A 26,044-nucleotide genomic window follows, 5' to 3' on the forward strand; every position below is an offset into this window, starting at 1 on the left:
GCTTTCTCATGATTTTGCAAGTCTCACGTTTGTGATAATTATTCATCGATCATTCTAAGACACTTTGGACAGCTATTCTGGATATCGCACCGGCAATCAGCGCCATTTCACTTGGGCCTCTGCGGCAATCTCTGTCCCATTCAAGATCCGATGGTGGGTGAGCAGCTGATCCCCTGCGGTGGTTTGGATCAACTGACTTTGGATCTGATCACCGTAACGAACCTCGTGCTCATAACGGATCAGCATCTCTTGCAATTGATTTTCTCGCAGGAAGGTGGCCGGCAACGCGTCCAGCATCCAATCGAAGTAATGGGCATTGTTCACGTGGCGATTAGAATCAATGTCGAAGTAACGAACCTGATACGCCTTGTCGACCTGGTTTTCTGCCCAATCTAGTTTCGGTAAATGGGGCATGGTCAGCACTTGCTTAGAAAAGGGCGCGTCATACTTACTGGTCAGTTCCTCTGGCATTTTGATCATCCGCCGGGCGCTGAGGCTCATCACCACCCAAGTACTACGCACCGCCACTAATTCATTGCCCGCCTGATCAAAGAGCCAATAGTTACGATAACAGAAGAACTTGTTGTATTGACTGACCTCTGTCCGCGCCTCGATCACTTCATGTTGCCGCGGTAGCCGCGTCACATTGATCAAATACTCCGTTGTCACCCAACCTAATGCCAAGCGATTCATATCTTCCGGCCCTAGTCCCTGCGCCGCTAATTGGCGCTCAGAAACCAAGACCAAATGATTCATGGCCGCCGACAAATGCATCGCGCCCGCCGGATCACATTCATAAAACGGTACTATAAATTTCTCTGCGTAATAAGTCATGATTTGCGTGCCCCTCATTCGAATTTTTTCCACTTTGTTCTGATTTTCAGCCTGCCACCGTGCTTCGACTCGTGCCTCAGTCCAACTGAACCCGAAACGATGCCGGTACTGGTCTTGGTTTAGTCCGCCATTGATCCAACCAGCATTGGGTTAGAAATCATGATACTGCTGATAGACGGTTTGCCGCGGCAAACCTTGTTCCTGGGCAATTTGTTTGATGGCCTGATTGGGCTTGATCCCCGTCGCGATCAACGCCTGCACCGCTGACTGGATGTCCGCAGGTGCCAATGACGCCGCGGCCACCGGTGTTACCGGCGCGGCCGCCAGCAACAAGACGTATTCCCCGCGTGGATCGTGCTCCGCATACCAAGACTGTAATTCAGCCAAGGTCCCCCGCTCAAACGATTCGTGTAGCTTGGTCAACTCCCGGCCTAACACCAATGGCTGATCCGCCGGGAAAACCGTGGCCAAATCGGCTAAGGTTCGGCGCAAATGATGCGGCGATTCGTAGAGAATCGTCGTTTCCTGGCGTTGGGTCAAGGCCGTCAACGCGATCCGCAAGTCTTTCTTTTTCCGAGGTAAAAAACCATAGAAATAAAAGGGTTGTGGCGTCAACCCAGAAGCAATCAACGCTGTGATCCCCGCACTAGCGCCTGGCAACGGTACCACGGCGATGCCCGCCGCGATCGCCGCCTGCACCAGTTCTTGGCCAGGATCAGAAATCGAAGGCAGCCCAGCGTCGGAAACCTGGGCAATCGTCGTGCCCGCCAGCAGTTTCGCCACCAATTCCGGGATCCGTTGTTGGGTATTATGCTCATGGAAACTGATCTGTGGGGTTTTGATTGCAAAATGGGCCAACAGTTTCCCGGTATTGCGCGTATCTTCGGCCGCAATCAAATCCACCTGTTGTAGGGTTGCCACCGCTCGATAAGTCATATCGTCCAAATTTCCAATCGGTGTCGGCACCAAAAAAAGGGTCCCTTGCGCCGTCGGTTCAAAACTCTGCTGAATCCGCAAAAGATGACCCTCCGTTATTTCTTCTGGTGTGAGCGGTTATTGCCATAAATAATGTTGGTGCAAAAAGCGCAGGGCTCATTGTTCTCCCGGCGAGCGCCATACATCATGTTGCAAATATGATAACCGCTATCGTAAAGCTTCTCCAGATTGCGCCGTGACGGCAACATTGCTGGCTTGGGTTCCGTTTCCGTCGAAGGCGCCAACTCGTTCAAGCGCCCGCGCAAATGTTTATTCTCAATAATCAATTCAGCGTTCTGTTCAAGAACACGATTAAGCTCTTGGCGAAATCCCGCCAAGTCGTGAGCTAAGTTATCGGCTTCGGTTGACAAACGCTGAAAATCAGTAAAAGGATCGCGTTGATTCATTTAAAATTTCCCTCTTTTATCAAAATTAGTTGTAGAGATAACTGCTCCAAAGTATTCTGGAAACTAACGTTGGCGTCCAATTGCTGCTTGACGCCTAAAGACTGGTTCAAGAAACTGGTGACCTGTGAAACTGACAATTTTGCCGCTAACGCTTGTTGCCGTTCTTGCTGCTGCGGCCAACGCAACGCCGTGGTCAGTTGGAATTTCGTGGTGAATAAATCACTAAAAGCCATGATCAACAGCTCTTCCAAGAATTGATGCATGGGTTTCGCCTTAAAGCGTGGCAAAATCGTACTCTGGACTTGGGCAAACGCCAACGGTTGCCCTTGGGCCAAGTTCTCGTACCATTGCCAGAAGGCGCTTAAGGTCTCTTGAAAGAGATCCTGCTCCTGAAGCTCCTTGATCGTCGCCAACGTCAGCGGCATCTGGCTCAACAAGTGTCCTAATTCCGGTGTGACCCCCAGCGTGGCGATCTGCGCGGCCCGCTCCGCCAAAACCGGTTCGGGCAATAAGACAGTTTGGACCCGCGAACGGATTGTCGGCAAAATCTGTGCCAGCCGCGTGGTCGTCAAAATAATCAGAACTTGGCTGACCGGCTCTTCCAAAAACTTAAGCAGAGAGTTGGCCGCAGGTAACGTCATTTTATCAGCATCTGCAATCACGAAGACACGGCGATTGGACAGGCCGCTTTTACTCAGTTCCTGCTTTAAAAACCTGACGTCATCCACCCCAATGGATTGGGTCGCTGTTTGAACCACCAAATAATCCGGATTATTGCCATTCTGAATCCGTAAGCATTCCGCGCAATGGCCGCAAGGAGCGCCATCTTCGGTCAACTGCGAACAAAACAAGCGCTCCGCTAGCCACTGAGCCAAGGCTAAAGCGCCAGCATTGACCGGCTCCGCAAACAAATAGGCGTGACTCAAATGGTCCGTCGCAATCAGATTTTTAAAATGGGTTTGGATGTCCGCCAGTGTTAACTTCTCCATCACGACCGCAGACTAAAAATGATGGAACTGATCCACTGGCATGACAAAGACTGTGGCGCCGCCAACTTGGACTTCAATCGGGTAAGGCATCGAACTATCGCCCATTGGATCCAAATTAGCCGGTGGCGTCATAAACTGTTGCCGAGCGTGAGAAGTCTGCTTGATGAGCTCCAAGACTTCCTCGACCCGATCATCTTCCACCCCAACGATAAAGGTTGTATTGCCGGAACGTAAAAACCCGCCAGTCGTTGAGAGCTTGGTTGCCCGAATGTTGGCATCAATAAACTCGTTACTTAAAATATTGGCATCTTTATCTTGCACGATCGCTAAAATCAACTTCATGGTAGTTCCTCCTTTAATTGATCAGTGTCTATTAATCCGAATTCCTAGCTTGAAAATGTTCCTTGATGATTGCTAAGCAGTCCTGTTGAACCAACGCCAGCGGACGATCGGCGTCCACGGCGATCATCCGCTGCGGGTTGGCCGCCAATAACGTCTGATAAGTATCACGGACCCGTTGATGGAAAGCCAGCTTTTGCCCTTCCAGGCGGTCGAAGCCGGCGCCTAACTTCTGGACCCGTTGCAAACCAACGGTCACCGGAACGTCCAGATAGAGCGTCAAATCAGGATAATGACCTTGGATCGCGAAATCATTCAACGCGGCGACCTGATCCGTGCCTAACTGGTGCCCACCACCTTGGTAAGCCACCGAGCTGTCCACAAAGCGATCACAAAGGACGATTTTGTCGGCGGCCAAAGCTGGCTCAATGACTTCGACCAAATGTTGCCGCCGGGACGCCGCGAACAACAGCGCCTCGGTCCAGTCATCCATTTCCTGATTATTGACATCTAGAATGATTTGCCGGATCTTCTCGGCGATGGCGCTACCGCCTGGTTCTCGTGTGACCACGATTTGTTGACCGGTTTGGCTGGCCAAGGGTTGCATCAACTCTTGGATCACCGTGGACTTACCAGCGCCATCAGGTCCCTCAAACGAAATAAAAAATCCTGCCATTTGACCCCTCTACCTTCATTGTACGAATAATACTTTTTTGCTGCAAATATCTGCTTCTTCTGCTTGCTTGGTCCGCAACTGTGGCCGGCAACTAACCGGATCATGGCTAGCGCGCCACCACAGACCGCAGCGTTTTGGCCTTGGTGCCGCGATAGCGGGCCTCTTGATACAGCAAATTGAATTTAGCCTGCTGCAGTTTGATGCTATCAACAAACTGGATGGGATCTTCCAATCCCTGATTGGCCGCTTTTTGCAGGCGCTGGAGCTGATCTTGGACCTGATCCAATTCCGCTCGCAAGATCTCATCGCCTTGATGGCGCAATTGATGCTTGGGTTTGAACAAACTCAAATTTCCCGCCGCCCTTCAACCGCGCGCTGCAAAGTCATTTCGTCCGCATATTCAATATCCGATCCCACCGCTAATCCGTGGGCCAAGCGCGTGACCTTGATCCCCGCAGGCTTGATCAAACGCGCCAAATACATGGCGGTGGCCTCACCTTCAGGAGAGGCGTTCGTGGCGACGATCACTTCATTGACGTCACTTTTTTGCAGGCGTTTGATCAGGGCGGCAATATTCAGATCCTCAGGCCCCTTGCCATCCATCGGGGACAAGACCCCGTGCAAAACATGATAGCGACCTTGGTAGTCATGCATTTTCTCAAGGGCCATGATATCCTTTGGCTGTTCCACCACCAAGATCTGTTCCTGATTCCGATTGGGATCACGACAGATCTCACAGGGATCAACATCGGTGATATTCCCGCAAATACTACAATAATGGAGGTCCCGCTTTGCCCTCAATAAGCTGTCGGCGAATTGCTGGACCGCCTCTTCATCCATATCAATGGTATAAAAAGCCAAGCGGGTCGCTGATTTACTACCGATACCCGGCAATTTCATATAACTGTCGATCAATTTCGCGATTGCTTCAGGATATTGCATTTCTGATCACACCTTACATTAAGCCGCGGGTATATTGCCCCATTGTTTGTTCTGTTTGTTGATCAACAGTTTGTAACACATTGTTGATGGCCTCGATCACTAAATCCTCCAACATATCCGGATCATCGGGATCGATCACATCTGGTTTGATCGTCAAATCAGTCACTTCGCGTTTACCGTTCATTTTGATCGTGACATAGTCATTAGCCGATTGACCGGTGAACTCGGTTTCATCCAACTGAGCTTGGGCCGCCTTCATTTCTTTCTGTAACTTTTGCATCTTTTTCATCATGCCAGCCATATTTCCAGGATTTCCCCGCATTTCAAAAACCTCTTTCATTATCATTATTGATCAGATTAACTTTGTTTTTCGAAACGATTCTTCTCAGTCTTGCTTAACCGTAACATTACCCGCGCCGAAAAGTTGCTGTGCTTGTTGGGTCGCGGTCAAGGGCGCCGCTTGATCCGGACTTGCGGCGGTTTCAGCCGACTGTGGCGCCGCTGCTTTCCCTTCAGCCGTTACGGCAGACTGGGCCGCTGGTGGTGCCACTGGTTGTTTTTGTTTCTTGGCGCGATGTTGTTGAATGAACTCTTGGCGCAATTTCGGCCACTGCGCTTCCTCGACCAAAACAATCTCAGCGTCATTGTTCATGAAATGATTCAATTCACTTTTCAGATCGGCTTGCAAGGATTGGTCGCCATTGGCCGTCTTCAAGGTAAACGCGTAAGTAAAAGCGACAACGATCGCCGCCGGACTAGCCGCGACCGGTTGAGCCACTTTCATCATTGCTCGTTTGGCGGGGGATAATTTATCTAACATATCTGGCCAAACATTCTGAACCGCATCCAGATCATGGCGCGTCGCCTGGGCCAAAACCTGATTAACCGCCTCACGGTTGATTTTCACAGTGCCACGGCGCTGACCACCAGCGCCGGAAGTTGGTCGCGCCGCAGCGTTGCGTCCGCCGCCAGACGCCGGTTGCTGCTGTAACCGAGCCACCGTCGCCGCGAGTTCTTGAACTTGGGTCCGGAGCTGCGTCAGTTCGCCAGCGGGCGCCGTTGACTCAACCTGCGGATCGGCCCGATCTGAGCCTGTGTTGCCCGTTGGAGCCGCGCTAGCCACTTCAGTCTCAGCGGTCACGAACCGAACCGTTAACACCTCCAAAAACAAATCACTATGAGCGCTGGTTCGTAACTGCAACAACGTTTCATTGGCCTGATCGATCATTCGATAAAGCCGTTCATTGGCAATCTGTGTCGCGAAAGGCAACAACTCGGTGGGCAGCGCGCGATAATCCAAAGCTTGCAATAATTCCGGACTACTCTTTTGCAATAATAGGTTCCGCAACAAGGCAATCACGCCTTCGATCAAGCGCGCCGCCGCCCGGCCGTTCATGAACAATGATGTGATCGTCTTCAGCGCCTGATCCAAATCATTGTTGAAAATAGCGACAAGATATTGCGCCAATTGCTGATCACTGGCATCGCCGGTCACTTCCAAGGCATTCTCCAGCGAAACATGGTCCTGACCAAAAGACAACACCTGATCAAGAATACTCAGGGCGTCACGCATCCCGCCGTCCGCGGCGCGACTGATCACATCCAGCGCCTCGGGATCATAAGTGATTTGCTTATCAGTCAGAATTTTAACCATTTGTTCGGTTAAATCGGCCGCCACGATCCGCCGAAATGAGAACCGTTGCGTCCGGGAAATAATAGTTGCCGGTACCTTCTGTAGTTCCGTCGTCGCCAAAATGAAAATCACATGGGCCGGTGGTTCCTCCAGCGTTTTCAGAAGTGCGTTGAAAGCCCCGGTCGACAACATATGGACTTCATCAATGATGTAGACTTTATATTTCGCCTCAGTGGGCGGATATTTGACCTTATCGCGAATATCACGAATCTCATCGACGCCATTATTGGACGCCGCGTCAATCTCGATCACATCGGTCAGTCGATTCTCATTGACCGCCTGACAGATAGCGCATTGGTTGCAGGGCTCGCCATCAACTGGGTGTAAGCAATTGACTGCCTTGGCGAAAATCTTCGCGCAGGAAGTCTTCCCAGTGCCTCGTGGACCCGCAAATAAATAAGCATGACTGATTTGATCCGTAATGATCGCGTTTCGGAGTGTTTGCGTGACGATCTTCTGACCAATGACCTGCGCAAACGTCTGTGGCCGCCAAACCCGATATAGTGCTTGATAGGCCATCCGAGCACCGCCTCCTATCTGAATCGTTCCCATTTTCCGATCACTAACCAACAGCACCTAACCCTGTCCAGTAGTGATCGCTTTTAAAACCATATTTTAACCTTAACACATTTTTGTCGCCGCGGCCGTCTAGAAATTGCAAACAGCGACGGCGATTCCACTTTGATTCGGCCACAACAGCCGGCCCACGAACTAAATTATCTCAATCAACCACTGACGCATTTTAATTTCGCATGTCTTAACTTTATCAAAAATGGGCATCAAATACCATGATCCCCATTGATTCAAGCTACATTTTAATAAAAAAGTACAAAAAAATAAGGCACATGCCACAGCGAGCTTAGTGCTGCTTCCTTCCGGACCTGACACAATTCACAGGTGAGACATTGCCTTAGCCTTACGGCAATTACTATTGTAACGAATCTACCGCAAAAAAGCCAGTATTTTTATAGAAGTGTTGCTAAAGACGATCAATTTGTAGAAATATTTCTAACCAAACTAGGCGAGACTTAGCTTGGCGGAGCTTGACCGCCTGCTTCTTGTGCCCGCCGTTGTAATTTGGCCGCCTTTTGTCGTTGGCGGATCTGGCGGAAAAACTGCTGTAACAGCGCCTGCGCTTGCGCTCGCTGCACATCGGGATACACCTGCGGCTGATGATTGAAGCGGTCATCACGCAACAGGTCGACCAACGTGCCCGCTGCGCCCGCTTTCGGATCCGGCGCGCCATAGTAGACTTCGGCGATCCGGCTATTAATGATTGCCCCGGCGCACATGGGACAAGGCTCCAAGGTCACAAATAAGCGGCAACGTTCCAATCGCCAGCTGCCACTTGCCTGACAAGCTTGGCGAATCGCCATCAACTCGGCGTGGTCCGTGGCGTCCTGGCTATGTTCCCGCAAATTATGGGCGCGGGCAATGATCTGGCCATCCAACTCGATGATCGCTCCGATCGGCACCTCACCAAGCGCGGCCGCGGTTTGAGCCTCGACCAAGGCAGCGCCCATCAATTTGTCGATCTGCGCGGCTGGTAATGGGGTTAAACTTAGCAAGCTTCTCGTCCTTTCTGCCAAAAAATGTTACACTAAACTATATCAATTCACTGATGAGTGATGACTGACCAGTTCCGTCGCTAATTTAATGATCTGGTCGCTCAGCGAAAGGAGACCAGCGAAAAGTGCCCAACATTACTCGGGCACCACTTCGCGTTTACCGATGAACGAACCCTTTGATTTGTTAATGCGCCTCAAAAATACGTTTCCCAAAGCTCGCGCCTTGAAAGGCCCCCAAGAAGCAACCCCGCAAGAACGGGCCTGGTCTTTTGCCGGCAACTGGCTGGCGATCAGCAAGAAAGAGCTGAACAATACCAGCACCCAAATCTTACAAAATTTAAGTGATCAGAATTTCATTGCCGCCGACCAAAGCAATCCTTGGTACCAATTTCTCACGCAACAATCCACGATCTTACCAAAGACGACCGCCAAATCAGTGCGCCTGGTCCAGTTTCGCACCACGGTCCAAGATAGCCACGACCGCCGAGAATTCGCCCACGCCATCGCCGATTTATTCAGTCATTTACTGACTAATTTTTACTTGAACGAAAACACCTTGATCATTGTCCAAGCCAATGGTCCTGAAACACTGACGCTAGTTGAGCTGGAAAGCATCCTGCAAACGATTGAAAGTGACTTCATGGTCAAAACGCAAGCTTTTGTTGGCAATTATTGGCCAGTTGATGAACAATTGGCGGCGATTTTCAATGAAGAACAGGCAGTTTTCGCGAAATCAACGTCGTCAGTCAGCAGCCTGGCCACGTTGGCGCTGGACTATTATGCCCGGCCGCAACTGCGGAAGTCTCCGTTGGCGCAACAGCTGAACACGATTCTTAGCCAAGATGCTGAAATCAAGGATGTGGTCCTCGCCCTTTATCAAAGCGCCGGCAATCTCAGCTCAGCCGCCAAGAAACTGTTCTTGCATCGCAACACCTTGCAATATCGGCTCGAGCGCTTCTACGAGGCCACCAACCTGAATCTAAAGCAGATGGATGACCTAGTTCTTTGCTACTTATTGCTGACCGCCTTCAACGATTGAGCCTGCTACCAACTCATTTGCGCCTGTAAAATATAGTAACCTTTATCCCGTTGCCGCACTTGCGCAAGGGGATATTTTTCTTGGAGTAATTTCAGGGCTGACGGCGCCCCCTGCTTCTTTTGCAAAACAGCCAAGAGTTGACCCTGATCAGTCAAATGTTGCTGCCCTGACGTAAGAAAATCGCGGACAACCGCCTTACCCGCACGCACTGGCGGATTCGTCAGAATCAAATCAAAACGCTGATCAGTCAAGGCTGTGTATGCTTGACTGGCCAAAATGGTCACCTGATCCGCGACTTGGTTGACCCGGGCATTCTCAACCGCTAGATCCAGCGCCCGTTGGTTGACGTCCACCATGGTCACTTGCGCTTGGGGGTAAGCCTTGGCCACACTGATCCCTACCGGCCCATAGCCACACCCCAGATCCAGACAAGTGAAGTCCGGCTTAATGGCCGCCAACGCCGCCAGCAAAGCCGCGCTACTATTCAGCAACACCACCGTCCCGTAGTCCACCCGCGACCGCGAGAAAACCCCACGATCGGTGGTCAATTGCAATGACTGCCCCAGTAAGGTGAAGTCAAATGTTTCCCGTTGATGGTCTAGCTCCGGATCGTTCTCAAAATATTGATTAGCCATCTGGTTACCCCATTTCTCTCATTGATTCAAACTGCCTTGCTCATTATAGCATGGATTCCCGCCAGCTTTGTTAGTGGATTTGTCCCCAGATACCCCTTTCAACGAAATTGATGAAAAAAAGAGTGAGAGCCACCCCGGGTTGCTTCTGAGCATTAACCTAGCAAAGGTTTTGGAAGCCGTACTTTGCTTCCGGAACCTTTGCGTAGCTAAGCGGAAGAAGCTGGGGTGGCGAACACGTTTCAATCATGCCCGCGGCTTGCGCTGCGCGTGGCGTTGGTGGTTGACAGATGTGGTGGGGCTCCAGGTCGGGCTGGGGGTGGTGGAACGCGGCGGGCTGGGGGTGGTGGAACGCGGCGGGCTGGGGGTGGTGGAACGCGGCGGGCACGACTTGAAGCTTTTCGGAAACCCGCCGAAAATCTTCAAGCTCGGCCTTATTGTAGGCGATAAATCGCCAACAATAATATCGCGGCTGACTCACCCCCAGCCCGACCTTCCGCCTGACGAACGAACAGCCCACCAACGCCAGAGTGCGAACCATCCCGGTAGCTTCTGAGCATTAGCCTAGCAATTGTTTTGGAAGCCGCACTATGCTTCCGGAACCTTTGCGTAGCTATGCGCAAGAAGCTAGGTCGGCGAACACGTTTCAGCGCCACGCTCCGCTCCAGCCGCTTAGCCTTATCTGATTAGGTTAAACATCCATATTTACAAGCAAGCTATATCCAATTGATTTAGTGTCACGCAGTTGGCAATCATGATTTTGTCGGTTTGATGATTAAATCCTGCATACTGTGCGTGGCATCACTCGTGGACACGTATTTAAATACGTGTTAGAGTTAATGCTGAATTCAGCTAGTTGTCAAAAGTTCCAATCAAGAAAGGCTAACAAGATACTTAGGCAAGATGGTTGGGTATGAAGTTAGAACTACTGTTGATCACCTTCCCTTCATGCATCCAAACAAGCCTGTAATTGTAACGGTTCCACAACCTGTCATGAACTTACCGCTCGGAACGCATAATAGCAGCTGCAAACAGGCCGGATCAAGTGGGACCCGACTTGGTATCCAAGAATAAACATGAAGGAGCCCGCTAACATGAAATATTTATATATCGCGACACTTACAAAAAATAAAAGCAATCAATACGAAGTTGAATTTCCTGATCTGGCACCCAATGCCGCAACATTTGGCGATAATCTACCAAAAGCAATGTCCATGGCTAAGGACGCGCTGGAAGGCTATTTATTGGTCGCGGAGGATTATCACGTAAAACTGCCAAAACCCTCCAGTGAAAATGTCACCTCTGTACTTCCCGGCCAACTGATAATGCCCGTAGAAGTTGATACAACTATTGCTCGTGAACGCGCGGCAAACAAACTCGTCAAGAAGACCTTAACTATTCCCAAATATCTTAACGACCTGGGAAATGAAAATGGCATCAATTTTAGCGCGACGCTGACGGCGGCGCTTGAAAAAAAGCTGGGAATCAGATCCCAACCTTTAGGGAGCGCCGGCGGTACAAATCAAAATGTACCGCCGCTTGACCGCAATAATTCGCAAGTGATCGATAAATAGGCAAACAAAAAAGCGACCGTAGCCGCCTTAATTGGCGATGATGGTCGCTTTCGCTTGTTTTAAAGTTGTCCTGCTTACTTGAAAGTAACAGTAGCGCCGACTTCTTCAAGTTTAGCTTTGATTGCTTCTGCATCTTCAGGAGCAACTGCTTCCTTGATGATTGAAGGAGCTTTGTCAACTAAGCCTTTAGCGTCTTTCAAGCCTAATTCAGTGATTTCACGAACAGCCTTGATGACCTTAACTTTTTCTTGGCCTACTTCAGTCAATTCAACATTGACTTCAGTTGGTTCTGCGTCAGCAGCAGCTGCGCCAGCACCAGCAGCAGCTACAGGAGCAGCTGCAGTAACGCCAAATTCTTCTTCGATTGCTTTAACTAAATCGTTTAATTCTAAGATTGTTGCATCTTTTAATTGATCAACAATTGCTTGTGTGTCTAAAGCCATTTTATTTTCCTCCAATTAGTTGGGTATGATTAACTTAAGCGGAACTTAAGCTGCTGGTTCATCGTCTTTTGCTTCGGCAACAGCCTTAACAGCATAAGCGACATTGCGAATAGGTGCTTGTAATACAGAAAGTAACATTGAAAGCATCCCGTCGCGGTTTGGCAAGGTAGCCAATTCGTTGATGGCTTCCAAAGTAGCAACTTTACCTTCAATGATGCCGCCCTTGATTTCAAGCGCGTCAACCGTCTTAGCAAAGTTAGCCATGATCCGTGCTGGAGCAACAACGTCGTCATATGAAAAGGCAACGGCGGTTGGACCAGTGAATGTTTCGTCTAAGCCTTCGTAACCAGCCTTGTCAGCGGCACGACGTAAATAGGTATTCTTAACGACCTTCATCTCAACCCCTGCTTCACGTAATTGCTTACGTAATTCAGTTGCTTGAGCAACAGTCAAACCCAAATAGTCAACCACAACAGCGGACTTAGCCCGTGAGAACTTGTCGAAAACTTCATCAACAACAACGGCTTTTTTTGCGATAATTGCTTCACTCATTTGATTCACCTCCACATATTCATTATTTCTCTACGAGGAGCCCGAAAGAAAAAATCTCCGCGTCCAAAGACACAGAGATTCTGATTACTCATTCATCATCTGGCCTCGGCAGGATATTAAGACGTGAGTCACCTGAGTCTTCGGTAGAAAAACTATTCTTAAATAAGATAGCACGCCAAGGCACGCTTGTCAATCGCTATTCGTTGATTACAACGAGTTAGCGTCAACCGTGACCCCAGGGCCAAATGTTGTTGTAACCGTCAAGCTCTTGATGTAAACACCCTTAGCAGAAGCTGGGCGAACCCGCACAATGCGGTCATTGAAAGCTTTCAAGTTTTCTAACAATTTTTCGTCAGAGAAGCTGACCTTGCCGATTGGTGCGTGGATCAAACCAGCTTTGTCGACACGGTAAGTGACCTGACCAGCCTTAACATCGTTAACAGCTTTGGTAACATCCATGGTTACTGTGCCTGTCTTCGGGTTAGGCATCAAGCCTTTAGGTCCTAAGACCCGGCCTAAACGACCAACTTTAGCCATCATTGGTGGTGTTGCCACAGCAACATCAAAATCCAACCAGCCGCCTTGAATCCGTTCAACTAAGTCGTCAGAACCAACGACATCAGCGCCGGCTTCTTCTGCAGCTTTAGCTTGTGGGCCTTCAGCAAAAACGACCACGCGTTGAGTCTTACCAGTACCATTAGGTAAAACCAAAGCGCCCCGGATCTGTTGATCAGCTTGTTTAGGGTCAACGGATAAATTATAAGCAACTTCAACAGTTGCATCGAATTTTGCGAAATCGATTTGTTTCAATAACGCAACAGCTTCTTCAGCTGAGTATTGTTTGTCTTTATCGACTTGCTTTAGTGCTTCAACGTATTTCTTGCCATGTTTTGGCATTATTTTTCCTCCTTGCAAATGTGGTCAAATGGACTAATAGTCCTCCCACTTGATCAAACAATTTTCATTGTTTATCCGACTAACAATCAGCGAGCAGTTTAGTCAGTGACTTCAAAGCCCATACTTCTTGCAGTACCTTCAACCATGCGCATTGCTGCTTCTACATCAGCGGCGTTTAGGTCTTGCATTTTGGTTTCGGCAATTTGACGAACTTGGTCTTTAGTGACCTTAGCGACCTTCTTGGTGTTCGGTTCGCCTGAACCATGGTCCACGCCAGCAGCCTTCTTCAAAAGAACGGCAGCTGGTGGTGTCTTCGTTACGAAATCGAATGAACGATCTTCATAAACGGTGATCACAACTGGAATAATCATGCCTGCTTGGTCAGCAGTCCGTGCGTTGAAATCTTTGGTGAAGCCCATAATGTTGATACCGGCTTGACCTAATGCAGGACCTACTGGAGGCGCTGGCGTTGCCTTACCAGCTGGGATCTGTAACTTAACGACATTTGCTACTTTTTTTGCCACGGGATAAAACCTCCTTAATCCGTGTTGTGGTAAATGGAGATCAGTGATTTCTCCTCCCACATAAAAGCACACTAGAGTAATATAGCACACTCGGCCGGGCTCTAGCAATACTTCTCAAAATATTATTCAAAAAACTGCCCATCGGAGCGGCAGTGCGGGTCAAAACCGGCTTAAACCAGTTTGTCGACTTGGTTGAAATCCAATTCCGCGTTGGTTTCACGGTTAAACATATCGATAACCACTTTCAACTTCAGCTTCTCCGGATCAACTTCGATGATTTTACCGGTCATGCTGGCAAAGGCGCCATCGATGATCTTGATGGTTTCGCCAACGCTGAAGTCAAGTTCCGCATGACGACTGCTCATGCCCAAATCACGCAAAATATGGTCGATTTCGCTTTGCAACAATGGCGCCGGCTTACTTCCCGCACCGTGACTCCCAACAAACCCAGTGACGCCCGGCGTGTTCCGAACCACGAACCAAGCCTGGTCAGTCATCACCATTTCAACCAAGACATAGCCAGGGAAGGTCTTGCGCATCTCTTCTTTTTCCTTGCCATTCTTGATTTCGCGTTCGCTTTGTTCCGGCACGATCACCCGAAAAATATTATTTTCCATTCCCATTGATTGGGCCCGGGATTCCAAGTTTGCCTTCACCTTATTCTCATAACCAGAATAAGTGTGGAGCACATACCAATGTTTTGCTACTGATTCAACCATTTTGCTGATTCCTTTCTTTTTTGCCAAAATAAAAAAACTCCGCCAACACGAAGTTTTCTGATTGACCTTAGTATACTGAAAAAATGACCATGCTGCAAGTCACAGGCGATCATTTACTGAAACTATTTCAGAATAAACAGCTTCAACAGCTTGTTGATCACGAAATCGCACAGCGCGAAATATGCCGCAAATAGAACAGAAGTCGAAACAACCACCCAGCTGTCTTTCCGTGTTTGCTTCATTGTTGGCCATTCGACCAATTTCATTTCTTGACCCACGCTACCGAAAAATTTAAATAACCGTTTCATTCGCCTAACTCCTCAATTCTGACACCCAGACAGACCTTGCGCGATCTGGGCACTTATCTGGTTTCTTTGTGCAGGGTATGTTTCCCGCAATGCTTACAAAACTTCTTAACTTCAAGCCGTTCAGTCCGTTGGTTATTCTCGGAAATCGTGTAATTTCGCGATCCACAAACGGTACAGGCCAGCGCAACTTTCTTGACTGCCATCTAGATTCCACCTTTTAAACTAGGTTAAATTTAGCATACCACCCACAAAAAAGCAAGCGCCGTCGGGCAAAAGAATGGGACGGCGCTCAGCAAAACAGACGCGGGCAATCCTCAGAAATCCCGAAATTGATTGGCTGAATTCTTGTTGATTGGGCCTTGAGCGTTCCAGCAGCCCGCGAACGTGACCAAACAAAAAGCCGCACAATGGCAGCTTTTTATCCACCCTAGTTCAAATTAGAAACCGTTTCAACTTGATCCGGCAACGCTCGATTCCGCGTTCCAATTGTTGGGGCGTACACCCCAACCGCTGACAAGTCGCGTCAGCTTCTGCTTCGTGAACAGCCACGCGGAAAGCCTGTAACTCGAAATAGGATAAAGTATCAAGATAGTGCGCGAAATCCCAGAAAATAATTTCCGGGAACACACCCTGCCCTTGCCAATCATACGGGAGCGACTCTTCACTAAGTTTGGAATCATACGAGATGCTCTCGACGTCCGCACGACGTTTTAACGCCAATTCTCGACGAACCAAACTTCGCATATGATTATGGAAACGCAATTTGAAGAAAGCACCAAACTGACAATCGTGCTGTGTGCAAAACAATAGGCAGGTCTGATAACAAACGATCCGGGCCTCTTGTTGCCACTCATCCGGTCCAAAGAATCGCAAATAATATTGATGCGACGCGTTTTGGATCATCGGTTGATATTTCGCCACTAGTGCTTCCAGCGCCTGTGAATCCCCAGTCTGCTGGACCGCGGTGATTAGTGCAAGTTCTGCTTGATTAACGCCCATACAACATCTCTCCCATATGGGCACTTTCTGACTCTTTCATCTTACCTAATTATATTCAGGAGATAAAGCGAACAAGTGTTTATTAGCACATTATGGGCAATTATGAGAATTAATATTCAACTCGGACCGTATATTAATCTTTGGTAACCAGGGGATGCCGCTGATCGAAGACGTGATAAAGCAAGACCGAGGTGGCCACACTGGCGTTCAAGCTCTGGACATGACCGATCATTGGGATAGTCACTAACCCGTCGACGGTTTTGGCAACCAGTGGCGAGATGCCCTTGCCTTCGTTGCCGATCACCAAGGCCATGGGTCCCCGACTATTCCATTGACGGTAATCCTCGCCAGCCATCGCGGTCCCAAAGACCCAAATCCCCTGATCTTTTAATTCCTTGATCGTCGCGACCAAGTTGGTGACCCGCGCCACTGGCACATGTTCCAGCGCCCCAGTCGCCGTTTTCGCAACCACGGCGGTGACCCCTACCGAACGCCGCTTAGGGATGATCACCCCGTGGGCGCCGATGGCATCGGCGGTCCGCAGGATCGAGCCCAGGTTATGGGGATCATTCAAATTATCCAAAATAATCAATAAAGGCGCTTCATTTTTTGCGGCGGCCTGAGCCAAGATCGTGCTGACCGGCACATAATCATACGGCGCGACGGTGATCAAGATGCCTTGATGATTGCCTTGATCGGTCAACTCGTCCAAGCGCGTCTTGGGGACCTCTTGCAACACCAAGCGATGCTGACTGGCAAATTCCCGAGCCTGCTCCGCTAACTCACCATGCAACCCTTTTTGGAGGAAAATTTTGTTGACCTTGTCGGCTGCACCATCATTGATGAATGACAAAGCCGCGTGTTTGCCGTAAATGAATTCAGTTTCCGGCTGCAAAGCTTGATCCTGTTGCTGTTCGTGGTCAGCTTCTGGTTGTGCTCGTTGCAGGCGGTCACGCCGCTCATAACGGTCGCTTCCCCGAGGACCAGCAGAGGACCGGCGTTGTGGCCGGCGACCCGAGCGTTCATTGCCTCGGTCCTTGCCACGACCATTATCCCGGTCATTGCCGCGTTCCGGACGTGACGCCCCTGTACGCTTATTCTTCATGATTTTGCTCTCCTTCGGCTGCTTCAGCCGCTTCGATCGTGGTGATACACCATTGGGCCAATTCCTCGATCCGTTCCGTCGCTGCGGCCAACTTCAAATAGCCGAAAACCGCTTCAAAGCCGGTGGACTGACGGTAGGTTGTTACCGAAGCGTTCTTCGCTTTGGTGTAACTTTTAGCGTTGCGCCCCCGATGGAAAATGTTGATCTCGGTCGCGGTCAGCACCCCTTGGGCCAACATTGTTTGAATCAGAAAAGCTTGGGCCTTGGCCGAGACATAGTGGACCGCCCGCTTTTGCAGTTGATTGGGCTTGGACAAGCCTGACTCAAGTAAATGCTGGCGAACGAAAACCTCATAAACCCCATCACCTAGGTAGGCCAAGGCGATGCCATTCAATTGCTGGGCTAAATTTGTATTGACTGATTGACTCATTGTCGGCGCCACCTCGTTCCTTGGGCCGTATCTTCCAAAATAATCTGGCGCGCGGCCAACTCGTCACGGATCCGATCGCTGGTCGCGTAGTCTTTGGCTGCCCGCGCCGCATTGCGCGCCACGATCAAATCAGCGACTTCGCTATCAACGCCTTCTGCCTGACTAAGATCAACGCCAAAAACCGCCAGAAATTCATCGAGTTGACCCACATAAGCCATCAGATCATCTAATTTCACCGCCGGCGCCGCCGCATATTTATTGGCGCTGCGAATGAATTCGTGAACGACTGCCAGACCGTTTTGGACATTGAAATCATCGTCCATCGCCGCCGTGAAGTTCTGGCGAAATTCAGCAATCGTGCTAAGAATCGGCGCAGTACTGCCTGAAGTGGCGTCCTTGCGCCGGTACAGCAGATTCGCTCGGGCAACTTTGAAGCGTTGGATTTCGTTCAGCGCGTCTTCCAAGCCGGCCTCAGTATAACGTAAAGGCCGACGATAATGAGTCCCCGCCATAAAGAAACGCACCGCTTGGTGGTCGAAATTGGCCAAGGCTTCGCGGGCGGTCACAAAGTTACCCAAGGACTTACTCATTTTTTCATCGTCAGTACCCACCGTGACAAAGCCATTGTGGACCCAATAGTTGGCGAACTTTTGCCCAGTGTAGCTTTCACTTTGGGCGATCTCGTTTTCATGATGAGGAAATTCCAAATCTTCGCCGCCGCCGTGAATATCAATCGTAGCACCTAGATACTTGATCGCCATCACCGAACATTCCACGTGCCAGCCAGGTGAGCCCGCGCCCCAAGGAGACTCCCAGGCCACTTCGCCGGGCTTGGCCGCCTTCCACAGCGCGAAATCAATCGGATCTTCTTTGCGAGCCGTTTCCGCGTCATTGGTCCGTTGACTGGCGCCCACCTCTAATTCAGACAGAGGTTGGTGGGACAATTGACCATAGTTATGGAACTGCTGCGCGCGAAAATAAACATCCCCGGCAACTTCGTAGGCCAAATTCTTGGCGATCAGGTCGCTGACCAAGGCGATGATCCCGCTGATGTTCTCGGTGGCGCGAGGATGGTAAGTGGCCGGCTCGATGTTCAAGGCCGCCGTGTCCTCATTGAAGGCCGCGATATACTTGGCCGCCACCGCCGCTACGGTCGTTTGTTCACTGACCGCTGTCCGCGCCAGCTTCTCGCCGATATCTGTGAAATTCGAAATATAATCAACTTGATAACCGCTAAATTCCAAATAACGCCGCATCGTATCAAAAGCTACGGCACTGCGCGCGTTACCAATATGGATATAATTATAAACGGTCGGTCCACAAACATACATTTTGACCCGACCAGGTGTCAGCGGCCGAAAGATTTCTTTCTCCCGCGACAAGGTATTATATATTTTAAGCATACGATCATCCTCACTCAACTAACAAAAAAAGACTGGTCTACCGAACATGCTGTTCAGTTCCAGTCTTTAATATATCATAAAACCTTAACTTGCGGCAGATAAACCGTCATTAGCCTTTCATTTGCGCCAAAGTCTGGTCAATGTGCTTCAAAGTTTTGTCACGGCCTAGCAATTCCAAAGACTCACCTAATTGCGGTCCATGCATCGAGCGCGTCGTCGCGATCCGGATCGGCATGTACAACTTGCGACCCTTAACACCCGTATCTTTTTGCACTTGCTTGACTGCAGCCATGATCTGCACGGAAGTAAAGTGCGTGATCTGCGTTACCCCAGCCCGAAACGCCTGCAAAACTGGCAAAGCGCTGTCGTCCACTAATTCCTGCATCGCCGTTTCATCCAACTGGTCAGGTTCTTCAAAGAACAAGTCGGACAACTCCGTGATCTGCGCCGTATAGCTCATTTGATCCTTGTACAGGGCAATCAATTGCCGGGCCCATTCGATCTCGTTAGGTTGCGGATCCGCTGGCATTTTACCCGCTTTGATCAAGGCGTGCAGCGACAGATCAGTGATTATCTCACTGTCAGCCTTCTTGACGTATTGATTATTGACCCATTCCAACTTCTTGGCGTCGAAAGCCGCTGGCGATTTGCTCAAGCGCTTCTCGTCAAACTCTTTGATCAATTCCTTACGATTGAAAACTTCATTCGTACCCACAGGTGACCAGCCTAACAAGGCGATAAAATTAAACATGGCATCTGGCAAATAGCCCAATTCCCGATATTGTTCGATGAATTGCAGCACACTTTCGTCCCGCTTGCTGAGCTTCTTACCAGTTGCTGCATTAATGATCAGCGTCATATGTCCAAAAATTGGCGGTTCCCAGCCGAACGCTTCATAGACCATTAATTGCTTAGGGGTGTTGGCGATATGATCATCGCCACGTAACACGTGACTGATTTTCATCAAATGATCGTCAACGACTACCGCGAAGTTATAAGTCGGCATGCCATCTCGCTTTTGGATCACGAAATCGCCGCCGACCGTCTCCGCTTCAAAACTGATTTTTCCTTTAACTAAGTCGTTGAACTGGTAGGTCCGACCTTCGGGAACGTGGAAGCGGATCACAGGTTGGAGCCCTTGGGCCTTCGCCGCCGCGATCTTCGCCGCTTTCTCCGCATCGGTCATGCCAGCATATTCGTAAACATAGTGCGGCATTTCATTGTTGGCGCGTTGTGCTTCCCGTTCAGCTTCCAGCTCATCTTCGGTTTTGTACGATTCATAAGCCTTGCCTTCATCGATCAGTTGCTGGATCAGCGGTTGATAGATCGACATCCGCTCTGATTGCCGATAAGGACCGTAGTCGCCACCAATATCCGGACCTTCATCCCAGTCCATGCCTAACCAAGTCAAGTTCTCCAACTGACTTTGTTCGCCACCAGCGATGTTCCGCTTCGTATCGGTATCCTCGATCCGAATAATGAACTTGCCCTTGTTGTGTCGTGCGAATAAATAGTTGAATAACGCTGTTCGAGCGTTGCCAATATGCAAATGCCCAGTTGGACTAGGCGCATAACGAACGCGAATTTCATCCTTTGCCATGTTTGCCATACTTCCTTTTCTGAAAAAATACCAGTTTCTAGTGTAACGACTTTTACCGATTAAAACAAGGCTCCCCTTAAAAAAAGCCGGATTCTCACGAAAATCCCCTTGCGCCGACCCACTTAAACTAAGAAAACGCGGAAAAGCTTAACTGGCTTCACTATTTCTTGCTGGACTTCGGCCCTCGCTCGGTGATACCATGTTGCGCGTGTTGCGGTTTGGCGAAAATCATCCGCCCCGCTGCCGTTTGTAAAGCGCTGGTGATGACCACTCTGATTTCTTTGTTCAAGTAGTACTGACCATCCTCGACCACGACCATGGTGCCATCTTCAAGATAAGCGACCCCTTGTTGGCGTTCAGTTCCCGACTTGACCACCTTGACTACCATATTTTCACCTGGCAGGACCGCGGGCTTCAGCGCATTCGCCAGTTGATTGATATTCAAGACTGGGACATTTTGAAACTCGGAAACCTTATTCAAGTTATAGTCATTGGTCACCACAATACCATCCAACAGCTTGGCCAATTTGATCAACTTACTATCAACTTCGGTCAAATCATCAAAGTCACCGTCGTAATTCTCGATCTTGACCTCAGGATCCGCCTTCATTTCGTTCAAAATATCCAACCCACGGCGGCCCCGCGCCCGCTTCAAACTATCCGCGGAATCAGAGATCAATTGCAATTCGTGGACTACAAAAACCGGCACTAACAAGACGCCTTCAACGAACCCAGTTTTGACCAGCTCGTGGATCCGACCATCAATGATCACACTGGTATCCAACAGCTTGTATTTATGGAAGTTATCGTCTGGCTTGCGGTCATAGATCAGATTCTCAACGTCATTACTCGGCTTCTTCTTGGTGAAAAGCTTCCGCCAATCTTCCATTTGCAACCCGATCCGCAGACCCAAATAGCCTAACATGACCATCAAGAGAATCGGCAGGAACGTGTTGATCAGGACGATGTTGATTTTGTACAACGGAATTGAGATGACATTCGCCAATAGTAACCCGATCAGCAGAAACAAAGAGCCAAACAAAATCTTACTTGGATTAACATTCAAGATCTGCTTCTCCGTTTTTGCCAAAGAAGCAAGTAAAGGATCAATAATTGCTAGAGACAGTAAATAGAAAATAACGATGCCGATCAAGGAGTTCATCCAAGGGGTGTTCAACCAGGTGCTATTCTGCCAACCGAACAGTTGCCACAATAAGGGCAGGAAAGAGTAGCCAACAAAGCCGCCTGCCACCACTAAGATCACCTGGGTTATGATTCTTTTTCTTTTCATTTCATTCACCTCCTTTCAAGTTGCGAACTGGCCGCACAAAAAATATAAAGCTAGCGCCTGAAACAGACACCGGGGCAAGCCCAGCCGAGCTTAATCAGCTTAGTCACCCCGGGGCTGATCCTGAAACGCCAAATAAATAGCCTGCTTGATCGTGCTGACACCAACAGCGGTGATTTCCTTAGGAATCTTCAACCCGCCCAAATTATTCTTGGGCACGAAAGCGCGCTTGAACCCTAATTTGGCCGCTTCTTTCAAGCGTTCCTCGATTCGATTGACCCGCCGGATCTCCCCGGTCAAGCCAATTTCACCGACAAAACAATCATCCGGCGCGATTTCTTGGTTGCGATAGCTGGAGGCGATCGCCAACGCCATCGCCAAGTCAATCGCCGGCTCGTCCAATTTGACCCCGCCAGTCGCTTTCAAATAGGCATCTTGGTTCTGCAACATCAAGTTGGCCCGTTTTTCCAAAACTGCCATCAACAAAGCCACCCGATTATGGTCCAGCCCCGCCGCCGTCCGCTTGGCATTGCCAAACATCGTCGGCGTGATCAACGCTTGGATCTCAACTAAGATTGGCCGCGTCCCTTCCATGGCCACAACCACTGCTGAACCTGTCGCCCCCGCCAGCCGTTCTTCTAAGAACAGTTGTGACGGATTAGCCACCTCTTGCAGGCCATCTTCATGCATTTCAAAAATCCCTAATTCATTGGTTGAGCCGAACCGGTTCTTGACCGAACGCAAGATTCGAAACGCGTGGTGCGTGTCCCCCTCGAAATACAACACCGTATCCACCATATGCTCTAAGATCTTTGGACCAGCAATGGCGCCGTCTTTGGTCACATGACCCACCACAAAAACGGTCCGTTGCTCGTTCTTGGCGATCTGCATCAACTCCGCCGTCACCTCGCGGATCTGTGAAACACTGCCGACCACCGAATTCAGTTCCGGCTCGTTCATTGTTTGGACCGAATCGATCACCACATACTTCGGATCCAATTCGGCGATCGTCGCCCGAATCTGGGTCATATTGGTCTCAGGATATAAGTACAGCTTAGCACCTTTGACTCCTAAACGCGAAGCTCTGAGCTTGATTTGGGCCGCGCTTTCCTCACCGGAAACATAAAGGACTTTTTCGCCCGTTTCTTGTAGTTGGCCGCAGACTTGGAGTAATAAGGTGGACTTGCCAATCCCAGGGTCGCCGCCGATCAAAATCAACGAACCCGGCACAATGCCGCCACCTAAAACGCGGTTTAGCTCTGGCATCTCGGTGGTGACCCGAGGTGTTTGCGCCAAACTGACCTCACCTAAAAGTTGCGGCTTGCTGCGACTATCGCCACTGGCGCTGGCCCGGCGGCTGGGGGTCGCCTGGGTACTGACCGGCGCGACTTTTTCTTCAACCATTTGGTTCCAAGCGCCGCAATTCGGGCAGCGACCAAAATGTTGGGGCGCGGTGTAACCGCAATTCTGGCAAACGTACTGCGTTTTGATTTTAGCCATGGACCTCAACTCCTATCTAATGTATTCTAATCATTTCGCGGCCACGCTGCGCAGTGACAAACTTGGCTGGAATTACTTTGGGCTGTCTAGCTTGTCCGCAGCTTGCGCTGCGCGCTTCGGGGTGAGCTCGCTGTGGGCGCTGTTTTAAGCCTCGCAAGACCCGCGAGTCTTAAAATCAGGCCTTGTCCTAAGTGGCATAGCCACTTAGGACAAGGCTCGATTTGAAGACAAGCCGCTGGGCTTGCGGATTGGCTTCAAACGATGCCCACCGCGTTCCAGCCACGACAAACGTCCTGAGGCGGTTGCGTCCACACCAAACCCACCAAACCTGCAATCTAAGTCAAGGTTCAAAAACAGTCCTCTTACATTAACACCGGTCCAAACAATTACCGCAAAAAACTAACGTCCCGACGAGCCAAATCCGCCTTGCCGCTTCTGATCGGCCGGCTGGTCGTCATCAGTGGTCAAATACTTAACAAAAATTCCTTGCCCTAAACGATCACCTTTCTTGATCAGCTGGTCGCGAATCCCGAAATTGATTAGCTGAAAGAAGATCTCGCCTTCATTTGCTTCATTATTATAATAATCCGCATCGATCACGCCCACGCCGTTGGGTAAGCTCAAGAAACGCTTCAACGGACTGCTCGAGCGATTGACCAGCAATAATACTTCGTCGGTAGGCATGGTCACCTTGATTCCAGTTGGCACCAGCAATGGCCGCAACGACTGCTCGGCTCGTTGGAAATCCTTGGTCATCAGTTCATGCTCGTTGTTGATTTTACGAAACATTTTAACAAAATTCATTTTCCAGATCGATGGCAGCAAAAAGTCTTCCGCCGCCGCGAAATCATACCCGGCCGCATGCGTCGTTTGCCGCTGTGGCAAGGTCAACCCTGCACCCTTAAATCGAGAAACCACTTCAAATCTTCGTTCACCCATGAAACCAAAACGCCTCCATTATCGATAGTCATCCAAGTATTAATCATACCATGAAACCGCCAACTTGAACGCACCAAGTCTCAGTCTTTGCCTAAATTTTAACTTTACTCGACGGCGACTATTTTTAACCGGTTGGCGCTATCGTTAACTTACAAATTAAGGTAGAATAGAAGCAAGATCAATTGATCAGGCTCCATGATTATCGCTGTCAGATCAGTCTATAAACCAGAGTGTGAGCCACTCCCGAATAGCTCCTGAGCATTAGCCTAGCAATTGTTTTGGAAGCTGAACTTTGCTTCCAGAACAATCGCGTAGCTAAGCGCAGGGAGCTGGGGTGGCGAACACGTTTCAAAAAAAGAGTGTGAGCCACCCCCGAATAGCTCCCGAGCATTAGCCTAGCAATTGTTTTGGAAGCCGCACTTTGCTTCCGGAACAATCGCGTAGCTAAGCGCAGGGAGCTGGGGTGGCGAACACGTTTCAAAAAAAGAGTGTGAGCCACCCCCGAATAGCTCCCGAGCATTAGCCTAGCAATTGTTTTGGAAGCCGAACTTTGCTTCCGGAACAATTGTGTAGCTAAGCGCAGGGAGCTGGGGTGGCGAACACGTTTCAAAGGAGGAATTTCATGGCATTCGAATTTGAACCTGGTCGTTTCTACCAAGTGGATCAGCAAGGCCATTTATTGGCAGAAGTGACTTATCAACCTATTAAGGATGGCGCCGTCTACGCGCTAGATCATACCTTTGTTGACCCATCGTTACGGGGACAGGGGGTGGCCCACCAGTTAGTCGCGGCGGTGGTCGAGCTGGCGCGCCGTGAAGGAAAGCAGATTTTGCCGCTGTGCCCTTACGCGAAGAAAGAATTTGATCGGCTGGCTGAATACGCTGATGTTTACTATAAAAATCCTGAAGGAGCGCAATACGAACAATGAACGCAGATCAAATGAAACAAATCGCCGCTGAGAAAGCCGCGACTTATGTTGAAAATGGCATGATGTTAGGCCTAGGCACAGGCTCAACCGTTTTTTATCTGGTAGAGGCAGTGGCTCGCCGGGTCCAAGCGGAGGGCTTACAGCTGACCGCCGTGGCCACTTCATCGCGCACGGCCAAGCAGGCCAGCGAATTGGGCATCAAAATGATCGACCTGAATGACGCGCCGACCTTGGATTTGACCATTGATGGCGCCGATGAAGTCAGCGCCGATTTCCAAGGCATCAAAGGTGGCGGCGGTGCCCTGCTTTTAGAAAAGATCGTGGCTTTGAATTCTCGCCGCAACCTCTGGATCGTCGACGAAAGCAAAATCGTGCCCCAACTAGGCGCCTTCCCGCTACCGATCGAAGTGATTCCCTTCGGATTAGCCAAGCTGACGCAACGTTTAGAGGCTGAGGATCTGCACCCCGTACTACGCCGCCAGGCAAATGGCGAACTTTTCTTGACTCACAACAAGAACTACATTCTTGATCTGCACATTGGCAACATTCCCCACCCCCACGTGCTGGGCGAATGGCTGGATCACCAAACCGGCGTGGTGGAACACGGCCTCTTCTTGGACGTCGCCAAAACTGTCGTCGTTGGTCATCCCGATGGCCCCGAAGTCCTGCAAGCACCACGCTAATTGGATTCTCAAAACACATCGCCGAGGCGATGTGTTTTTTTAATTTCCTGATACAAGA

The 26,044-nt window shown here is 49.8% G+C and carries 32 protein-coding genes, 1 other RNA gene and 1 other annotated feature; of the genes, 5 read left to right on the forward strand and 28 right to left on the reverse strand.

The genetic code is table 11. The features are described from left to right. Positions 1 to 96: 96 nt before the first annotated feature. The 12 genes from ACYVSB_RS10295 to ACYVSB_RS10350 form a co-directional block, all read right to left on the reverse strand. Positions 97 to 852, reverse strand: coding sequence for an acyl-[acyl-carrier-protein] thioesterase (locus ACYVSB_RS10295; protein WP_461219299.1), 756 nt, complete (start codon positions 850 to 852; stop codon positions 97 to 99). 132 nt (positions 853 to 984) lie between these two features. Continuing rightward, on the reverse strand, positions 985 to 1,851 hold the full coding sequence (rsmI, locus tag ACYVSB_RS10300; RefSeq protein ID WP_461219300.1) for a 16S rRNA (cytidine(1402)-2'-O)-methyltransferase: 867 nt from the start codon (positions 1,849 to 1,851) through the stop codon (positions 985 to 987). Positions 1,852 to 1,865: 14 nt separating this feature from the next. Next, the gene (locus tag ACYVSB_RS10305; protein WP_125598831.1) at positions 1,866 to 2,216 is read right to left on the reverse strand and encodes an initiation control protein YabA; all 351 of its coding nucleotides are present in this window, start codon (positions 2,214 to 2,216) and stop codon (positions 1,866 to 1,868) included. Beyond that, entirely contained in the window at positions 2,213 to 3,205 is a 993-nt protein-coding gene (locus ACYVSB_RS10310) for a DNA polymerase III subunit delta' (RefSeq protein WP_461219301.1), read from the reverse strand. Before ACYVSB_RS10310 ends, ACYVSB_RS10305 begins: the two co-directional genes overlap by 4 nt. Positions 3,206 to 3,217: 12 nt before the next feature. Then, positions 3,218 to 3,547, reverse strand: coding sequence for a cyclic-di-AMP receptor (locus tag ACYVSB_RS10315; protein ID WP_125598837.1), 330 nt, complete (start codon positions 3,545 to 3,547; stop codon positions 3,218 to 3,220). 31 nt (positions 3,548 to 3,578) lie between these two features. Beyond that, the gene (tmk, locus tag ACYVSB_RS10320) at positions 3,579 to 4,220 is read right to left on the reverse strand and encodes a dTMP kinase (protein ID WP_125598840.1); all 642 of its coding nucleotides are present in this window, start codon (positions 4,218 to 4,220) and stop codon (positions 3,579 to 3,581) included. Between the two features lie 106 nt (positions 4,221 to 4,326). After that, positions 4,327 to 4,569: a DUF2508 family protein gene (locus ACYVSB_RS10325; protein ID WP_125598843.1), complete on the reverse strand. Its 243-nt coding sequence runs from the start codon at positions 4,567 to 4,569 to the stop codon at positions 4,327 to 4,329. Then, the gene (recR, locus tag ACYVSB_RS10330; RefSeq protein WP_125598847.1) at positions 4,566 to 5,162 is read right to left on the reverse strand and encodes a recombination mediator RecR; all 597 of its coding nucleotides are present in this window, start codon (positions 5,160 to 5,162) and stop codon (positions 4,566 to 4,568) included. The genes ACYVSB_RS10325 and recR overlap by 4 nt, the downstream gene beginning before the upstream one ends. Positions 5,163 to 5,175: 13 nt before the next feature. Beyond that, positions 5,176 to 5,484 carry a YbaB/EbfC family nucleoid-associated protein gene (locus ACYVSB_RS10335; RefSeq protein ID WP_125598850.1) on the reverse strand — a complete coding sequence of 103 codons (309 nt, stop codon included), beginning with the start codon at positions 5,482 to 5,484 and terminating at the stop codon, positions 5,176 to 5,178. Positions 5,485 to 5,547: 63 nt separating this feature from the next. Next, positions 5,548 to 7,374, reverse strand: coding sequence for a DNA polymerase III subunit gamma/tau (gene dnaX, locus ACYVSB_RS10340; protein WP_461219302.1), 1,827 nt, complete (start codon positions 7,372 to 7,374; stop codon positions 5,548 to 5,550). A gap of 304 nt (positions 7,375 to 7,678) precedes the next feature. After that, an RNA gene (ffs, locus tag ACYVSB_RS10345) (signal recognition particle sRNA small type) lies at positions 7,679 to 7,777 on the reverse strand. A 106-nt stretch (positions 7,778 to 7,883) separates the two neighbouring features. After that, positions 7,884 to 8,378: a nucleoside deaminase gene (locus ACYVSB_RS10350; protein WP_125599006.1), complete on the reverse strand. Its 495-nt coding sequence runs from the start codon at positions 8,376 to 8,378 to the stop codon at positions 7,884 to 7,886. Between the two features lie 208 nt (positions 8,379 to 8,586). On the opposite strand from ACYVSB_RS10350, the gene ACYVSB_RS10355 reads away from it, so the two are divergent. Further along, positions 8,587 to 9,462 (forward strand): PucR family transcriptional regulator, encoded by an 876-nt coding sequence (locus ACYVSB_RS10355; protein WP_164511125.1) that lies wholly within the window; start codon positions 8,587 to 8,589, stop codon positions 9,460 to 9,462. A gap of 5 nt (positions 9,463 to 9,467) precedes the next feature. Here ACYVSB_RS10355 and ACYVSB_RS10360 read toward each other — a convergent pair whose 3' ends face one another. Further along, positions 9,468 to 10,097 (reverse strand): class I SAM-dependent methyltransferase, encoded by a 630-nt coding sequence (locus ACYVSB_RS10360; protein WP_125598859.1) that lies wholly within the window; start codon positions 10,095 to 10,097, stop codon positions 9,468 to 9,470. A 73-nt stretch (positions 10,098 to 10,170) separates the two neighbouring features. On the opposite strand from ACYVSB_RS10360, the gene ACYVSB_RS10365 reads away from it, so the two are divergent. Both ACYVSB_RS10365 and ACYVSB_RS10370 read left to right on the forward strand, forming a co-directional pair. Next, positions 10,171 to 10,650, forward strand: a complete 480-nt coding sequence (locus ACYVSB_RS10365) for a hypothetical protein (RefSeq protein WP_461219303.1) — start codon at positions 10,171 to 10,173, stop codon at positions 10,648 to 10,650. Between the two features lie 538 nt (positions 10,651 to 11,188). Next, a complete protein-coding gene (locus ACYVSB_RS10370; protein ID WP_191987496.1) occupies positions 11,189 to 11,668 on the forward strand; it encodes a type II toxin-antitoxin system HicB family antitoxin in 480 nt (159 codons plus the stop codon). A gap of 74 nt (positions 11,669 to 11,742) precedes the next feature. Here ACYVSB_RS10370 and rplL read toward each other — a convergent pair whose 3' ends face one another. The 15 genes from rplL to ACYVSB_RS10445 form a co-directional block, all read right to left on the reverse strand. Further along, complete coding sequence (gene rplL, locus ACYVSB_RS10375) at positions 11,743 to 12,111, reverse strand: 50S ribosomal protein L7/L12 (protein ID WP_125598864.1); 369 nt, start codon at positions 12,109 to 12,111, stop codon at positions 11,743 to 11,745. 45 nt (positions 12,112 to 12,156) lie between these two features. After that, on the reverse strand, positions 12,157 to 12,663 hold the full coding sequence (rplJ, locus tag ACYVSB_RS10380) for a 50S ribosomal protein L10 (RefSeq protein WP_125598867.1): 507 nt from the start codon (positions 12,661 to 12,663) through the stop codon (positions 12,157 to 12,159). Between the two features lie 39 nt (positions 12,664 to 12,702). After that, positions 12,703 to 12,825: a sequence feature (ribosomal protein L10 leader region), on the reverse strand. A gap of 45 nt (positions 12,826 to 12,870) precedes the next feature. Next, the gene (rplA, locus tag ACYVSB_RS10385; protein WP_125598870.1) at positions 12,871 to 13,560 is read right to left on the reverse strand and encodes a 50S ribosomal protein L1; all 690 of its coding nucleotides are present in this window, start codon (positions 13,558 to 13,560) and stop codon (positions 12,871 to 12,873) included. 98 nt (positions 13,561 to 13,658) lie between these two features. Beyond that, on the reverse strand, positions 13,659 to 14,084 hold the full coding sequence (rplK, locus tag ACYVSB_RS10390; RefSeq protein ID WP_125598873.1) for a 50S ribosomal protein L11: 426 nt from the start codon (positions 14,082 to 14,084) through the stop codon (positions 13,659 to 13,661). A gap of 170 nt (positions 14,085 to 14,254) precedes the next feature. Beyond that, on the reverse strand, positions 14,255 to 14,803 hold the full coding sequence (gene nusG / locus ACYVSB_RS10395; RefSeq protein ID WP_125598876.1) for a transcription termination/antitermination protein NusG: 549 nt from the start codon (positions 14,801 to 14,803) through the stop codon (positions 14,255 to 14,257). Between the two features lie 122 nt (positions 14,804 to 14,925). Next, positions 14,926 to 15,111: a preprotein translocase subunit SecE gene (gene secE, locus ACYVSB_RS10400; RefSeq protein ID WP_461219304.1), complete on the reverse strand. Its 186-nt coding sequence runs from the start codon at positions 15,109 to 15,111 to the stop codon at positions 14,926 to 14,928. 53 nt (positions 15,112 to 15,164) lie between these two features. Further along, positions 15,165 to 15,314: a 50S ribosomal protein L33 gene (rpmG, locus tag ACYVSB_RS10405; RefSeq protein WP_125598882.1), complete on the reverse strand. Its 150-nt coding sequence runs from the start codon at positions 15,312 to 15,314 to the stop codon at positions 15,165 to 15,167. A gap of 229 nt (positions 15,315 to 15,543) precedes the next feature. Beyond that, positions 15,544 to 16,110, reverse strand: coding sequence for a sigma-70 family RNA polymerase sigma factor (locus tag ACYVSB_RS10410; RefSeq protein ID WP_461219305.1), 567 nt, complete (start codon positions 16,108 to 16,110; stop codon positions 15,544 to 15,546). A 133-nt stretch (positions 16,111 to 16,243) separates the two neighbouring features. Further along, the gene (gene rlmB, locus ACYVSB_RS10415; protein WP_461219306.1) at positions 16,244 to 17,215 is read right to left on the reverse strand and encodes a 23S rRNA (guanosine(2251)-2'-O)-methyltransferase RlmB; all 972 of its coding nucleotides are present in this window, start codon (positions 17,213 to 17,215) and stop codon (positions 16,244 to 16,246) included. Next, positions 17,205 to 17,645: a Mini-ribonuclease 3 gene (locus tag ACYVSB_RS10420; protein WP_461219307.1), complete on the reverse strand. Its 441-nt coding sequence runs from the start codon at positions 17,643 to 17,645 to the stop codon at positions 17,205 to 17,207. The genes rlmB and ACYVSB_RS10420 overlap by 11 nt, the downstream gene beginning before the upstream one ends. After that, positions 17,642 to 19,048 carry a cysteine--tRNA ligase gene (gene cysS / locus ACYVSB_RS10425; protein ID WP_461219308.1) on the reverse strand — a complete coding sequence of 469 codons (1,407 nt, stop codon included), beginning with the start codon at positions 19,046 to 19,048 and terminating at the stop codon, positions 17,642 to 17,644. The genes ACYVSB_RS10420 and cysS overlap by 4 nt, the downstream gene beginning before the upstream one ends. 109 nt (positions 19,049 to 19,157) lie before the next feature. Beyond that, the gene (gene gltX, locus ACYVSB_RS10430) at positions 19,158 to 20,648 is read right to left on the reverse strand and encodes a glutamate--tRNA ligase (RefSeq protein WP_461219309.1); all 1,491 of its coding nucleotides are present in this window, start codon (positions 20,646 to 20,648) and stop codon (positions 19,158 to 19,160) included. A 160-nt stretch (positions 20,649 to 20,808) separates the two neighbouring features. Further along, a complete protein-coding gene (locus ACYVSB_RS10435; protein WP_461219310.1) occupies positions 20,809 to 21,939 on the reverse strand; it encodes a PIN domain-containing protein in 1,131 nt (376 codons plus the stop codon). Positions 21,940 to 22,038: 99 nt separating this feature from the next. Beyond that, the gene (gene radA / locus ACYVSB_RS10440; RefSeq protein WP_461219311.1) at positions 22,039 to 23,436 is read right to left on the reverse strand and encodes a DNA repair protein RadA; all 1,398 of its coding nucleotides are present in this window, start codon (positions 23,434 to 23,436) and stop codon (positions 22,039 to 22,041) included. A gap of 399 nt (positions 23,437 to 23,835) precedes the next feature. After that, the gene (locus ACYVSB_RS10445; protein WP_125598908.1) at positions 23,836 to 24,375 is read right to left on the reverse strand and encodes a dCTP deaminase/dUTPase family protein; all 540 of its coding nucleotides are present in this window, start codon (positions 24,373 to 24,375) and stop codon (positions 23,836 to 23,838) included. Between the two features lie 622 nt (positions 24,376 to 24,997). Between ACYVSB_RS10445 and ACYVSB_RS10450 the strand changes: the two genes are divergently transcribed. After that, positions 24,998 to 25,303 (forward strand): GNAT family N-acetyltransferase, encoded by a 306-nt coding sequence (locus tag ACYVSB_RS10450; RefSeq protein ID WP_125598911.1) that lies wholly within the window; start codon positions 24,998 to 25,000, stop codon positions 25,301 to 25,303. Continuing rightward, positions 25,300 to 25,986, forward strand: a complete 687-nt coding sequence (gene rpiA / locus ACYVSB_RS10455) for a ribose-5-phosphate isomerase RpiA (RefSeq protein ID WP_461219312.1) — start codon at positions 25,300 to 25,302, stop codon at positions 25,984 to 25,986. The genes ACYVSB_RS10450 and rpiA overlap by 4 nt, the downstream gene beginning before the upstream one ends. Positions 25,987 to 26,044: the final 58 nt, after the last annotated feature.

It is taken from the genome of Lapidilactobacillus salsurivasis, assembly GCF_054785215.1.

What these genes read in the sequence shown, in the direction of transcription:
- ACYVSB_RS10445 (WP_125598908.1), bottom strand. Translation starts at nt 24,375, where the DNA reads ATGGGTGAACGAAGATTTGAAGTGGTTTCTCGATTTAAGGGTGCAGGG.
- rplJ (WP_125598867.1), bottom strand. Translation starts at nt 12,663, where the DNA reads ATGAGTGAAGCAATTATCGCAAAAAAAGCCGTTGTTGTTGATGAAGTT.
- gltX (WP_461219309.1), bottom strand. Translation starts at nt 20,648, where the DNA reads ATGGCAAAGGATGAAATTCGCGTTCGTTATGCGCCTAGTCCAACTGGG.
- ACYVSB_RS10420 (WP_461219307.1), bottom strand. Translation starts at nt 17,645, where the DNA reads ATGAGTCAATCAGTCAATACAAATTTAGCCCAGCAATTGAATGGCATC.
- ACYVSB_RS10360 (WP_125598859.1), bottom strand. Translation starts at nt 10,097, where the DNA reads ATGGCTAATCAATATTTTGAGAACGATCCGGAGCTAGACCATCAACGG.
- ACYVSB_RS10410 (WP_461219305.1), bottom strand. Translation starts at nt 16,110, where the DNA reads ATGGGCGTTAATCAAGCAGAACTTGCACTAATCACCGCGGTCCAGCAG.
- ACYVSB_RS10310 (WP_461219301.1), bottom strand. Translation starts at nt 3,205, where the DNA reads ATGGAGAAGTTAACACTGGCGGACATCCAAACCCATTTTAAAAATCTG.
- rpmG (WP_125598882.1), bottom strand. Translation starts at nt 15,314, where the DNA reads ATGGCAGTCAAGAAAGTTGCGCTGGCCTGTACCGTTTGTGGATCGCGA.
- secE (WP_461219304.1), bottom strand. Translation starts at nt 15,111, where the DNA reads ATGAAACGGTTATTTAAATTTTTCGGTAGCGTGGGTCAAGAAATGAAA.
- radA (WP_461219311.1), bottom strand. Translation starts at nt 23,436, where the DNA reads ATGGCTAAAATCAAAACGCAGTACGTTTGCCAGAATTGCGGTTACACC.
- ACYVSB_RS10450 (WP_125598911.1), top strand. Translation starts at nt 24,998, where the DNA reads ATGGCATTCGAATTTGAACCTGGTCGTTTCTACCAAGTGGATCAGCAA.
- ACYVSB_RS10370 (WP_191987496.1), top strand. Translation starts at nt 11,189, where the DNA reads ATGAAATATTTATATATCGCGACACTTACAAAAAATAAAAGCAATCAA.
- ACYVSB_RS10435 (WP_461219310.1), bottom strand. Translation starts at nt 21,939, where the DNA reads ATGAAAAGAAAAAGAATCATAACCCAGGTGATCTTAGTGGTGGCAGGC.
- cysS (WP_461219308.1), bottom strand. Translation starts at nt 19,048, where the DNA reads ATGCTTAAAATATATAATACCTTGTCGCGGGAGAAAGAAATCTTTCGG.
- ACYVSB_RS10335 (WP_125598850.1), bottom strand. Translation starts at nt 5,484, where the DNA reads ATGCGGGGAAATCCTGGAAATATGGCTGGCATGATGAAAAAGATGCAA.
- rpiA (WP_461219312.1), top strand. Translation starts at nt 25,300, where the DNA reads ATGAACGCAGATCAAATGAAACAAATCGCCGCTGAGAAAGCCGCGACT.
- rplA (WP_125598870.1), bottom strand. Translation starts at nt 13,560, where the DNA reads ATGCCAAAACATGGCAAGAAATACGTTGAAGCACTAAAGCAAGTCGAT.
- ACYVSB_RS10305 (WP_125598831.1), bottom strand. Translation starts at nt 2,216, where the DNA reads ATGAATCAACGCGATCCTTTTACTGATTTTCAGCGTTTGTCAACCGAA.
- ACYVSB_RS10350 (WP_125599006.1), bottom strand. Translation starts at nt 8,378, where the DNA reads ATGGGCGCTGCCTTGGTCGAGGCTCAAACCGCGGCCGCGCTTGGTGAG.
- rplL (WP_125598864.1), bottom strand. Translation starts at nt 12,111, where the DNA reads ATGGCTTTAGACACACAAGCAATTGTTGATCAATTAAAAGATGCAACA.
- dnaX (WP_461219302.1), bottom strand. Translation starts at nt 7,374, where the DNA reads ATGGCCTATCAAGCACTATATCGGGTTTGGCGGCCACAGACGTTTGCG.
- recR (WP_125598847.1), bottom strand. Translation starts at nt 5,162, where the DNA reads ATGCAATATCCTGAAGCAATCGCGAAATTGATCGACAGTTATATGAAA.
- ACYVSB_RS10315 (WP_125598837.1), bottom strand. Translation starts at nt 3,547, where the DNA reads ATGAAGTTGATTTTAGCGATCGTGCAAGATAAAGATGCCAATATTTTA.
- ACYVSB_RS10295 (WP_461219299.1), bottom strand. Translation starts at nt 852, where the DNA reads ATGAGGGGCACGCAAATCATGACTTATTACGCAGAGAAATTTATAGTA.
- tmk (WP_125598840.1), bottom strand. Translation starts at nt 4,220, where the DNA reads ATGGCAGGATTTTTTATTTCGTTTGAGGGACCTGATGGCGCTGGTAAG.
- rlmB (WP_461219306.1), bottom strand. Translation starts at nt 17,215, where the DNA reads ATGAAGAATAAGCGTACAGGGGCGTCACGTCCGGAACGCGGCAATGAC.
- nusG (WP_125598876.1), bottom strand. Translation starts at nt 14,803, where the DNA reads ATGGTTGAATCAGTAGCAAAACATTGGTATGTGCTCCACACTTATTCT.
- ACYVSB_RS10355 (WP_164511125.1), top strand. Translation starts at nt 8,587, where the DNA reads ATGAACGAACCCTTTGATTTGTTAATGCGCCTCAAAAATACGTTTCCC.